The organism is Enterococcus viikkiensis (genome assembly GCF_005405345.1).
GTDB lineage: Bacteria > Bacillota > Bacilli > Lactobacillales > Enterococcaceae > Enterococcus_A > Enterococcus_A viikkiensis.
The window spans coordinates 34,634-46,840 of sequence record NZ_BJDW01000018.1; the positions used below are offsets into that span (position 1 = coordinate 34,634).

Sequence of the window (12,207 nt, forward strand, 5' to 3'; positions counted from 1 at the left end):
TAATGAACTATTTTTTCTATAAAGAAAAAATAGTTTGCTGTTCACAACTGAGAACTTTGTTCATTCTTATGAATTTTTTGATTCTATTTTATCTGCTATTTTAGCCATGTCCGGTGCTAAAGGAAGCTCTAAGGCGATTCTTTCACCGCTAAACGGATGAATAAATGATAACGCATAGCAATGCAGCGCTTGCCGTTCGATTCCTAAATTCATCGTACCACCATACAGCTCATCACCCAACAAAGGACAACCAATCGCTGAAAAATGCACACGAATTTGATGGGTTCTCCCTGTGTGGAGCTGGATATCGACTAAAGCACAATTGGCGCCTCGTTTAGCTAACCAATATTCCGTTTCCGCTTGTTGACCAGTCTCAATCACTTGACGTTTTATCAAAGATGACATATCCCGACCAATCGGTAAAGCAATCGTGTCGTGGTCTTTTAAACTGGCAATCGTCCCTGAAACTAACGCTTGGTACTTTTTGATAAACCGTTTTTGCTGCAGTTCTTGATCCAACTTCGCATGGGCAAAGCCATGCTTGGCAAAGAGCATCAAACCTGAAGTATCTCGATCCAAGCGCGTCACGACATGTACGACTTGATCCGGATAATTTTGCGCAACATAATAGGCCTTGACGCGATTCGCCATGGTCCCTCGTGGATGATACTGTGCAGGGATTGACGCGATCCCCGCCGGTTTATTGACGACCAAAACATGCTGATCTTCAAAAATGATCTCGATCGGTACGTCGTCTGCCAATAACGTTTCATGGGGCTCTTCGTCTGGAATCACAACAGTTACCATATCATGGGTATTTAAAGAAAACAAGACGTTTTGTTCTGTCTGATTGACGAAAATTTTTCCACCTTGAAATTTAATTTTAGCTAGTAATTTTTTTGAGATGCCCTGATGACGTAAAAATGTCCGTACAAGCAATCTCTCTTGTCCTTGATAAGTCCATTCGAATCTCATGTTAGTCCTCTCGAATAAAGGCATCCTTCACGCGATGCCAAAAATGCATGTGCCGATAGGAAGCGAAGTGAATTCGTTCATCAGCAATTTTATATTTAATTGAAACCACTTCTTTACTGTTTATATCTAATTGATCAATGGTAATCAAATGCTCTCCACTGCTTTTTAATTGAACATCGATCCATTCATGAGAGCCGATAATACTTGGCGAACCAAGCGTCCGAAAGACCCGATTGTTTAAAGAAGCGATCTCCGCCAGCTGCATCGCGTTGATACTAGGATGAACCACTGCTCCGCCGACACTTTTATTATAGGCCGTTGAGCCAGTTGGCGTAGAAATAGATAAGCCATCTCCACGGAACCGTTCAAATAATTCTTCCTTAATATAAACATCCGCCACCATTGTACGGCTCCCTTTTCTGATCGTTGATTCATTCAGCGCTAAAAAATGCTGGTGTTGACCGTTGGCTGAGGTTACCACAATATCCAGTAACGGATAGCTGACGCTTGTTCCTTGTTCATCGCTTAAACTATTAACCAATTCAGGCAATTCGTAATCACGCCAGTCTGTATAAAAACCGAGATGCCCTGTATGAACTCCTAAAAAGCGCACTTCATTCAGTCGATGACTGTAGCGATGAAAAGCCGACAGCAAAGTACCATCTCCGCCGATAGTAATCACGAGCTGCGGATCACGATCTACAATTTCTAGATCGTCTTTCATCGCCAGTAAGCCGCGTAACCGTTGGAGGACGCGAATCGATTTTTCTTCTTGATTATGGATGATCCCGATCCGTAATACCACGCTGTTTCACTTCCTTTTTTTGTTCCTTACGATTAAACAAGTGTTGTGCTTCTTGGATTTCATCGCGAATGCTAGACATTTCTTCATCTAGTTGATACGCCGCTTCTGCCGCTCGAAACAGACGCTGATCAATATCTTCAGGAATTTGTCCTTTATATTTATAATTCAATGAGTGCTCAATCGTTGCCCAAAAATTCATTGACAGCGTTCGAATTTGGATTTCCGCTAAGAGCTTCTTCTCGCCTTCTAACATCTGGACAGGGTACTCAATCACCAGATGATACGAGCGATAGCCGCTGGCTTTACGATTAGTGATGTAATCACGCTCTTGAATAATTTTCATATCATTACGTCGGCGCAAAATATCCACGACTAAATGAATGTCCTCTACAAACTGACACATAATTCGCATACCAGCCATATCAGACATTTCATCTTCCAACCGATCTAATGCAATCCCTCGCAACTCAGCTTTATTTAAAATACTTTCAACGGGTTTTACCCGACCTGTTACAAATTCAATCGGCACATGCTCACCGCTATTGCGGTACTGTTTTCGCAATCCTCGCAACTTAATTTTTAACTCAGCCACTGCTAATTCATAGGGGGCAAGAAATGTATCCCAGTCTCTCTCCATCGCAAATCCCTCACTTCTTTTTCCATTCCTTCCTTATCTTATCACAAACCTCTCGGAGAAAAAATTCTGACATTTTTGTTATTTAACAAATATTACAAAATACTAACATTTTCACAAACACTAGGCTGATTATTTGACTGAATATGTTAATCTATGTAAGGTTGCCTTATGTAGGAAAAATTTAACTAGGGGTTAGTGTATTGAGCGAAGAAATTGAAATCGAATTCAAATCGATGTTAACAAAGTCAGAGTATGAACATGTCTTCCGTTTCTATCAACTCTCGCTTTCTCAAACCATCCAACAAACCAATTGGTACTATGACACTGTCGATTGGCAGTTGAAAGAGAACCATATGGGTTTAAGGATCCGTCAGTTTGATAAACATGCAGAAGCAACCTTGAAAATTCCTCAAGCCGTTGGTCTTTTAGAAGTAACCGACTCGTTAACACCTGAACAGGTTGAAGTGGCTCTTACGAAGCATCGCTTTGCTTTTGATGCAAAAGAAATTTTGCAGCGTTTAGACTTATTAAACATCAACTTTAATGAATTAAAACTAATTGGCAAATTAACAACTCAACGTGCAGAATTGAACGTTCCTGAAGGAAAATTAGCACTGGATGAAAGTTGGTACAGTGGCCAGCATGATTTTGAACTGGAACTTGAAGTATCCAACGATCAGTTCTCCTTACAAGACTTCAAACAATTTTTGCATAAATTTGACTTCCCTTATCGCGCAACCCAAAATAAGATCGCGCGAGCAGTTGCAGCACAACAGCAACTGGATAATAGAAAGGAGAACCCTCGGTGATTGAGATTTATTTGTTTGTTAATCCGATCGGCAGAAAATGTTTAACGATCGAACGGCGTGTAATTGAACTGATTGATCAATGTGATCTCAAGATCCAATTACGTCTGGTCCCTATTATGAATCTCAAGACGATTTCTGAATTCATGAAACGGATTGGTGGATCAGAAAAAGACCTTCACTTACGTAAAGATTTATCTCAAGAAATTTATTCTGCTGCTTTAGATGTCAAAGCGGCGCAGCTTCAAGGAAAAAAACGCGGACGCGACTTTTTGATCGCACTGCAACACGCAGTGGGTGAAGAAAACAAACCTTATTCCAAAAAATTAGCGATTCAATTATTCACTCAAATTGGTGGCGATCTGGAAATGTTTTTAGAGGATCGTCGTTCTGAATTTACAAATGAAGCATTTTTAGCGGATCAACAGATCGCTAATGAGATGGAGATTACTTTGCATCCTTCTGCTGTCATTTACAATTATGACGGGGACTGCGATGCTGGTGTTCGAATTGAAGGCTGCGATACGATCCTTCATATCCTAAATACATATAATACGCCAGATTTATTGGTGGCATTTTTAAAGTCTCAAAGTAAAAACACATCAATTAAACGAGTTCCACCAGAATGTCATCTATCGCTCATTTGAAAAAAAGCGGTCATTGCTCTTAGCAATGACCGCTTTTTTATTTTTTGATCCACACACGATTCTCTCTAGTAAAAATATATTCCTTTTGTGCTTTCATCAAATAAAGACTAATTTTTTCTTGTCTTAATTTTTTAATTCCCACCTTAAAACTGATGCCACTAGTTTCTTTAATACAGTAGACTCCACCAGGAATATTTTCAAACCGTGCATGACCTTTTTCATTAGTCATCGCTATTAGTGGTACACCGTCTTTTTGAATTGGTCGTTTCCCATTTCTGCTATATAAAGCAAACCGTTTATCCGCCAAACCAATTCCAGTTCTATCTACTCGTGCCACATTCAAATTAAAAAATCGTTGCTTCAATAAATAACTATGGATCGCTCGATAAATGCCTATAAGCAGCAGTAAAACCGTCAATCCTAGACCAATTAAAATCAAAAGCTGTTTCAACTTTCGAGTTTTATTCGCCTGATTGATTGTTTTCGCCATTTCCTCAGTATAAGGCACTCGATGGCCTGTCACTAATAAGCGGTGACTATTAATCATATAAGGCGTACAGGTCAACAACGTAACAATATCTCGACCCGGATCAATCTCAATAATCGAAGTATCTTTCGGATCGACCACATCGATTTTATCTACTTTATAGGCCAGCTTATCTTCAAATAAAGTAATGACGAAAACTTCACCGATCTTTACCTCTTCTAAATCAGTAAAAAGTTTTTTCTCAGGCAAGCCACTATGAGCTGAAATCACTGAGTGCGTATTGATTCCACCAGTAGGGTAAGACGTTCCTTGCAAAACCGTAGCTCCTTCTTGCAACAGTTTCTCATTCGTCCTATCAAATAATGGTAGTGTAATCTCAATACTTGGGATGCTAATGGCTCCAATTAAATGGCTACGGATATAGTTATCCGAAACGATCCTACGTTCATTGTCATTGGTAAAAGGATCAGCTAATGGAATCAGACCATTTTTCTTCAGTTCTTCGTTGCGTTTTTTCATTTTTTCTTTTGTTTTACGAACTTGCTCTTTATTTTGTTCTTGATTTCGCCGTTGCACTTCTTCCATTCGTTTTTCATCGATAAAAGTATTCACCGCATTGCTATAAAAGGGATAGGCCATCACTAATACCCCAGCCAAAAAGACGAAAATCATTAAAATCTTACTGATCATTTGTTTTTTGGCACCTTTGTTAGAAGTCTGACTCATGCTACTTCACCTTGCTTTCGATCACGTAATGCTTAATCCGTTGTTTTATCAACGTATAGCCCCGGCGCCCTAAAATTTTGAATGTACGATCCTTCAGGCGCCAAACTTTCCCTTTCACACTCAGACCGTTTTCGGTCTCAACGCGATAAATCCCACCGGGAATTTTCTGAAATTCAATTTTTCCATTCGCATCACTGACTGTATGAACTAGTCTGCCATCCAAACGAACCACGTTGTGTTTTTGTGTCAACAAGGCACGAACACCTGGCACCGTTTCGCCCGCTTCATAGAGATAAAAGACAAAAGTGTAATCCCGTTTCTTCGATTGATAAAGGATAATCTTGCGCCAAACAAAATAGCCAAAAATAATTAGGAAAAACAGACAACCTGCTACTAAATAAAAGACGCGCTGTCGATGGTACTTTTCCGTTTCCTTGATTTTCTCAGCTGCTTGGACCGGGTATTTAATCCGATGGGCCGTGACTAATAAGCGATGACTATTAACGCCATAAGGTGTGCAGGTTAATAGTGTCACTAAATCGCGATTCTTTTCAATTTTGAGTGCATTAAAGTTATCAGGTTTGACTCTCTTAATCTTTTCTACTTGATAAGCTAATTTTTTTCCTTCTATATGTAGGTAAAACTTGTCTTGCTTCTTTAATGCTTCCAAGTCAGTAAATAGTCTTTTATCTGGCAAGCCAGAATGACCTGTGATTACTGAATGAGTACTTGACCCGCCAACAGGAAAAGAGGTTCCCTGTAAAACAGTCGCTCCCTTGTCCAACAAAAAATCATCCGTTTGATCGTAGACGGGCAAGCTTACTTTAATTTTAGGAATAAAAATGGCTCCGATCATATGTTTTTCGTAGTATTCCTTTTTTGGGCTTTTGGTTCCTCGCAAAGAACTTTCAAAAGGATCATCAAAACTTCCTGCTCCTGGAATAATCGTTCGCAGTTTTTTATTTTCCTGTTCCAATTTATCTAAACGTTTCTTTTTATCGGCTTCAGAACGAGCTTCCATTTTATCTTGGACTTCTTCTAGCCGCTGTTGGTCAACAAAATTATTAATCGAATCAACCACGAATGGATACATAAAGATCAAAAAACCAGTGATAAACATCATTGCAATAGACAACTTCAACAGCAGATCGATCTTATCTCGTCTCTCTGGTTTATGCATGTGTACCCACCCCTTTTTATGCTAATTCTCGCATACTCATTCTTAAAAGAGAAATTCCAATTGTAAATTTTCTTTCAACAATTTGAATACAAATAAATTATTTCCCACCTCACTCGAGGCCACGTAAACTCGCTCGGTTTGATACTGATAAGTTAGTTCTTTTCTATAAATTTTGCTTTGAAATGGCTTCGTAGCATAGTACATGAAACCATCGTTCAACTGCTGGAATACGTTTTCTAACCGAAAAAAATAGTCAGTAGAAGACAAAAAAGAAGCTAGGAAACCTTTTCCTAGCTTCATCCATCATTATTGTTTTAATTCTGCTACTAATTCCTCTAATTCATCGAGACGTAAAGCAAAGACCTCCATCGCATCTTCGATATACGCTGGCTGAGTCATATCGACACCGGCCCGCTTCATGACTTCGATTGGATAATCGCTGCTGCCGGATTTCAAATACGTCAAATATTTTTCTAAGGCCTCAGGCTCTCCTTCAACGATTCGTTTCGACAAAGCAATTGCAGCTGAAAAACCAGTCGCATATTGATACACATAATAATTATAGTAGAAATGCGGAATCCGTGACCATTCATCCTTGATTTCTTCATCATTGATCACGATTGGACCATAATATTTTGCGTTCAGCTCACCATAATAGTTGCTTAGATATTCACTGGTCAATGGGTCACCTGCCGCATCGGCGGTGTGAATAAAATGTTCAAATTCTGCAAACTGTGTCTGCCGGAAAATCGTACCTTTAAACCCATCAAGAAAGTGATTGATGATATAGGCCCGGACCTTCGGATCTTTCTCGGTTTGTAGTAAATAACTCGTTAAGATATTTTCATTGGTCGTTGAAGCAATCTCTGCTAAGAAGATCGAATAATCCCCGTAAACATAGGGTTGCGTGCTGCGCGTGAAATAGCTGTGGACACTGTGACCCATTTCGTGGACTAACGTATACAATTCATCTAAACGATCATGCCAATTTAATAAAATATAAGGTTGGGTATCATAAGCACCTGAAGAATAAGCACCACTACGTTTTCCTTGATTTTCAACGACATCGATCCAACGTTCAGAGAAGGCTTTTTTCACTACACTTAAATAATCTTCTCCTAGTGGTTTCAGTGCTTCTAGTGCTTTGGCTTGGGCTTCTTCATACGTGTATTTAATCGGAGCTTCTGCTAAAAGCGGCGTATATAGATCATACATATGCAAGTCCTCAAGTTCTAGCAATTCCTTCCGCAATTCAACATAGCGATGCAATAACGGCAAGTATTGGTTGACCACTAAAGTCAGTGTCTCGTAGACATCTTCCGGAATGTGATTCCCACTTAGAGCCGCTGCACGAGCAGATGAATATCCCCGAACTTTGGCTTTATAATTATGATTCTTCACGTGAGCGCTCAAGGTCGAAGCGAAAGTATTACGGAATTGATGATAAACTGAATACAAGGCCCTAAAAGCTTGCTCCCTGACTTTTCGGTCCGTACTTTCCAACAGCTGACCATAAACACCATGAGTCAATTGAACATCTTCACCTGCTTCATTTTTAACAACTGGGAATTTTAAATCCGCATTGTTCATAATTGAAAACGTGTCTGAGGCACTGCCAAAAATCTCACTGGCACCAGCCAACAATGCTTCCTGCTCTGCTGGTAAAATATGCGCTCTTTCTGAAATAATCTGCTCAACAAAATGGCGATACATTTCAAGCTTCGGTTCTGCTTCAAAATAATTCCAGATCGCATCATCAGAAAGTTGCAGCATTTCCGGTTCAAACCAGCTGACTGCTTCACTGACTTGGGCGATTAAGCTAGATGCACGAGCATAGAGCGCTTGATTCGTCGCATTCGCTGTATCCTCATCATTCTTCAAGTGAGCATATACATAGACAACTTCAGCTTTACGATAAACATCTAAGACATATTCGATTGCTTTAAGGAAATCTATGGCTCCTTGGTTTAGTGTTCCTTTAATTTCCGTAACTTTTGACAATTCAGCAGATAGAGATTGGAACTCCTTTTCAAAGGCCGCATCATCTGCAAAAATTTTCGTTAAGTCCCAGGTCAATTCAGCTGGAATCTCTTGACGTTTTGGCAATTGTTTTGCTTCACTCATAAAAACACTCCTAACTCTTTTCAAACTATTTTTAAGGAAAAAAACAGGCTTCACAATGTCTTCTCTGCTTCAATCTACAAGATCGCAAGCTGATGCAATGGACATCCTAGCTATTTTCATCCTCAATCTTACCATAATTTCACAAAAAGTAATTTTAAAAAGAGCTGGTTGAAAATAAACTTTAGCCTTTCTTTGACAAAAAAATGGCTTCAAGATACAGCCGTTCCAATATTTCTTGCTGATTGACTCGATGAAAGAGCCACTCTCGTTGGTTCGCTGCACGATAGTCCATGAACTTTGTGAAAATTCGTGAAGCATGCTTTGCTTCCCTTTGAAATAAATAACGAAAGAGGAAGACATCCTCTTGATAAAAGAAAAAATAGCGACTAGGAAAATAGATCCACTCCGTTAGATACAAAAGATGGCGGCGCTCTTGGTAGAAAAACTGCTGTAATTTAAGAATTCTAGGATTGCTTTGAACCAATTTGACACTCAACGTCTGCTTATTCAAAAGAATATTTTCTCTCGAAGGAACAATTTTCAATGGTTTTTGATAGTTTGTCGAATGGAAAATTCGCTTTAAAGGAAGCGAAAAAGCCGGCCACTGTCTTTCTCTGTAGACCAATCCTTTATTATCATGAATATGGTAAAGTAAACGAATCTGCTTTTTTTCAATCAGCCAAAGGTGCAGTCCCTTCTCTTTATCAAAAGAACAAAATTGCTTTTGTAATGAAGTAAATGTTTCTTTCGGCCACAACCTTTGACCCAACAGCCACCAGTCTTGATAGTTTTTTTCCTGATAGCCAACAATCCGCTCCTTCAAACGAGAACCTTGGATACTTGAACATTGAATTTCAACGGCTAGTTGCTCATTTAGCAGATCTGGTCTTTGAGGCAAATCGGTTAATGGCTGCTCTAGCTTCCAGTTGACTTCAAATCGGGCGCCCCATTTCAAAAAAAGTGCTTTTAGTTCTAAATGTTCTGGCGTCTCACCTTCACTTAGTCCCACACAATGACTATGATTAAAATGTGAAAAGTGGGGAATTTTTATCTTTCCTACTTTACGTATTAATCGTTCTCCACAATCTGGGCAAAAACAAATTTGGTTTTCTTTGACCATTGCCGCTTCAATCATTTTCTTTTCATCAGTATAAGCAAACAGCATCTTCCTCACCTCATAAAAAGATACGCAAAAACCATTGACTTCTAAAACGGTGACAAAAAAAATACCAACGCTAAAACTAGCGATGGTATTAAAAAACAATTTAACTGAAATGAGCCCGCGTAATCTCGATCGCGTCACGCTGCATCAACAGCTTTCCGTATTCTTCTAACATTTCAGTAGAGACGGAAGAAGCTGAAGCATATTCTAAAATCTCCGCTGTCGCATTAGCTAACGCATACTCTCCATAAATTTCAGGATCGAAGTACACTTGTACATAATACGTCTCATTTAACAGATATAGATCACACCAGGCATCATCTAAAAAATGATAGCTTGCAAGCTCGATCATATCTTCAAAACTGCTTAATTGGAAAACACGCAGATTGTTCTTATTGCTATTCTCTTCAAGACTTTCCGAATTCGTTAAAATTTGTTGCCGAATTAGTTGGTCAAAATCATTGACTTCAAATTCAGTCGAGTTATTCATTTTACTGATATCCTCAGGCGTCAAGTTCTTGCTGATAAATAGTTCCAATCCGTCATTTTTGGGAAGTACTTGAAATGTGACTGCCTCACTGCTCTTAAACTCATCTTCAATATCGACTTCTTCCAGAATACTATAGAAGAAAGATTCGATCTCACGATGATTTCCTAAAAGATCCAAAAAAGTGATCCCTCGTTCAGCTAAATCTTCATTTTCGATAATGACTCGGATCGTATTCTCATTGATGTGTTCCATCTCCATCTTGGCACACCTCACTTTAAAGATAGATTATATGTTCATTGTAACTGATTCCGTTTAAAAGTAAAGAATGCCGACAGATTTTATTAAATTCCTATAAACAAAGACAAACAGTCTATTACGAATGTTTCTCTTAGTTTTTACATCCATTTGAACGAATCAGAAATACTTGGTTTGATCGTTCGTCTAACGTATACTTTTAGTGAAGGAGGTCTTTTAATGATCAAGAATATCGTATTTGATTTAGGCAATGTTTTAGTGGATTTTGATCCAATAAGATTTATTCGAGAAAAAACCGCTGACGAAAAAAAGCAGAAACTGCTTATGAAAGAAATTTTTGGTTCCATCGACTGGCTGCGCTTTGACAAAGGAACCCTTACTAGCCAGGAACTTTTATTATCTGTGAAAACTCGGCTACCAAAAGATTTACATGAAATCACTGAAGATTTGTTGCATACTTGGTATCACGGCCTAAACCCCCTACCACACATGGAGGAACTTCCACAAAAATTAAAGGATCAAGGCTTAAAAATTTACTTGCTATCCAATGCCCCGCAAGATTTTTATCTATTCGAAGAAACTATTCCTAGTTATAACGCTTTTGATGGTATTTTTATCTCGTCAGATTGGAAATTAGCAAAACCTGAGTATCAGATTTTTCGAACTTTTTATAGCCACTTTCAGCTAAATCCTGCCGAGTGCTACTTTATCGATGATTCTGCACCGAATATTTTAGCTGCTGAAGAAACAGGTATGCGAGGGTTCCATTTCAGAAAAGACTATTCAGATTTAATACAAGATTTTTCTCAATTTATCCAGCTATAAAATCGTGAAATCAGCCCATCTAATGGTCCATGTTTCATTTTATGAATATAAAATAAAAATGCCTCGCAACTGCGAGGCATTTGTTTCTATAATCCAGCCATTAATTGTGCTTGACGTAATTCATACTGACGAACATCTCGAGGCAAGAAGCGACGGATTTCGTCTTCATTAAATCCAACTTGTAATCTTTTTTCATCGATCATAATTGGGCGACGTAACAGACCTGGGTTTTCTTTCACCAAATCCAGTAATTCTTTTAGTGACAGTTCATCTAAATCCATATTCAACTTTTGGAAAACTTTAGAACGAGTAGAAATAATCTCTTCAGTTCCATCTTCCGTCATCTGTAAAATATCTTTCAACTCATCGATATTCAACGGCTCAGAGAAGATATTTCGTTCAACATAGGGAATCTCATGTTCCTGCAGCCAAGCACGTGCTTTCCGACATGATGTGCAACTAGGGGAAGTATATAGCGTCAACATACATATCACTCCTTTTCTTGACTCTCTTATTTTTGTAACAGGTGTAACCTATCTCCTGCTATCTGTTTCTATTATACAAAAAAAAGGTAACAAAAAAAAGAGGTACTTCCTTTTTTTTTTACAAATATTAGTGTTATTTAATTAAAGACAACCTAACAAAAGCTATCCGAGCTAGTAGGTTGAATTAAAATGAGAATACAATGGCATAAAACTCATTTTATGCAGTGCTATAACAACGGTTAAATCTGTACTATTTAATTTAAATTTTTTTCGATAAATTTAAACATAAATTGAAAATAAAATTTTTTTATTTATGCGTAAATTACTTAACAAGCTTTATAATTTTAAAAAAAACATGCTCAAAGCCAAATAATATAACCATCTTTCAAAATAATTTTAGGTAACCAAAACCATTCTTTTACTATTATTCTTAAATTATAGTTATTTTATTCTACTTCTTTTTTTGGGTTTCTGTATCAAAATTTTTTTAATAATTTTTCTCTTTTTATAGGTACAGTTTTCATTCATCGCCGATTGTAAAATTAAGCTAGACAACTAAAAAAGCCATTTGTGCTACACTCAAAATAGTTCTGACCAAAGAAT

At 38.1% G+C, this 12,207-nt stretch carries 12 protein-coding genes; 3 read left to right on the plus strand and 9 right to left on the minus strand.

All coding sequences use genetic code 11. The annotated features are described in order from the left end of the window. Positions 1–66: 66 nt before the first annotated feature. From FFM67_RS09460 to yjbM, 3 genes are read right to left on the minus strand one after another with little or no spacing between them, the layout of a single operon-like run. Positions 67–975: an RluA family pseudouridine synthase gene (locus FFM67_RS09460; protein ID WP_137614320.1), complete on the minus strand. Its 909-nt coding sequence runs from the start codon at positions 973–975 to the stop codon at positions 67–69. A 1-nt stretch (position 976) separates the two neighbouring features. Further along, a complete protein-coding gene (locus FFM67_RS09465; RefSeq protein WP_137614321.1) occupies positions 977–1,780 on the minus strand; it encodes an NAD kinase in 804 nt (267 codons plus the stop codon). Next, a complete protein-coding gene (yjbM, locus tag FFM67_RS09470; protein WP_137614322.1) occupies positions 1,752–2,417 on the minus strand; it encodes a GTP diphosphokinase in 666 nt (221 codons plus the stop codon). Before yjbM ends, FFM67_RS09465 begins: the two co-directional genes overlap by 29 nt. Positions 2,418–2,617: 200 nt before the next feature. On the opposite strand from yjbM, the gene FFM67_RS09475 reads away from it, so the two are divergent. Together FFM67_RS09475 and FFM67_RS09480 are read left to right on the plus strand one after the other, a co-directional pair. Further along, positions 2,618–3,226, plus strand: coding sequence for a CYTH domain-containing protein (locus FFM67_RS09475; protein ID WP_137614323.1), 609 nt, complete (start codon positions 2,618–2,620; stop codon positions 3,224–3,226). Next, complete coding sequence (locus FFM67_RS09480) at positions 3,223–3,870, plus strand: DsbA family protein (RefSeq protein ID WP_137614324.1); 648 nt, start codon at positions 3,223–3,225, stop codon at positions 3,868–3,870. Before FFM67_RS09475 ends, FFM67_RS09480 begins: the two co-directional genes overlap by 4 nt. 37 nt (positions 3,871–3,907) lie before the next feature. On the opposite strand, the gene FFM67_RS09485 is transcribed toward FFM67_RS09480, so the two are convergent. The 5 genes from FFM67_RS09485 to FFM67_RS09505 form a co-directional block, all read right to left on the minus strand. After that, positions 3,908–5,083: a class C sortase gene (locus FFM67_RS09485; protein ID WP_137614325.1), complete on the minus strand. Its 1,176-nt coding sequence runs from the start codon at positions 5,081–5,083 to the stop codon at positions 3,908–3,910. Position 5,084: 1 nt separating this feature from the next. Further along, a complete protein-coding gene (locus FFM67_RS09490) occupies positions 5,085–6,263 on the minus strand; it encodes a class C sortase (protein WP_137614326.1) in 1,179 nt (392 codons plus the stop codon). Positions 6,264–6,569: 306 nt separating this feature from the next. Further along, entirely contained in the window at positions 6,570–8,387 is a 1,818-nt protein-coding gene (gene pepF / locus FFM67_RS09495; RefSeq protein ID WP_137614327.1) for an oligoendopeptidase F, read from the minus strand. Positions 8,388–8,568: 181 nt separating this feature from the next. After that, positions 8,569–9,552 carry a competence protein CoiA gene (locus FFM67_RS09500; protein WP_246042971.1) on the minus strand — a complete coding sequence of 328 codons (984 nt, stop codon included), beginning with the start codon at positions 9,550–9,552 and terminating at the stop codon, positions 8,569–8,571. Positions 9,553–9,652: 100 nt separating this feature from the next. Continuing rightward, positions 9,653–10,297 carry an adaptor protein MecA gene (locus FFM67_RS09505; protein ID WP_137614328.1) on the minus strand — a complete coding sequence of 215 codons (645 nt, stop codon included), beginning with the start codon at positions 10,295–10,297 and terminating at the stop codon, positions 9,653–9,655. A gap of 216 nt (positions 10,298–10,513) precedes the next feature. On the opposite strand from FFM67_RS09505, the gene FFM67_RS09510 reads away from it, so the two are divergent. After that, the gene (locus FFM67_RS09510; protein ID WP_137614329.1) at positions 10,514–11,119 is read left to right on the plus strand and encodes an HAD family hydrolase; all 606 of its coding nucleotides are present in this window, start codon (positions 10,514–10,516) and stop codon (positions 11,117–11,119) included. An 86-nt stretch (positions 11,120–11,205) separates the two neighbouring features. Here the strand turns inward: FFM67_RS09510 and spxA are convergent, their stop codons facing one another. Continuing rightward, positions 11,206–11,604, minus strand: a complete 399-nt coding sequence (gene spxA / locus FFM67_RS09515; RefSeq protein ID WP_071863184.1) for a transcriptional regulator SpxA — start codon at positions 11,602–11,604, stop codon at positions 11,206–11,208. Between the last annotated feature and the right edge of the window lie 603 nt (positions 11,605–12,207).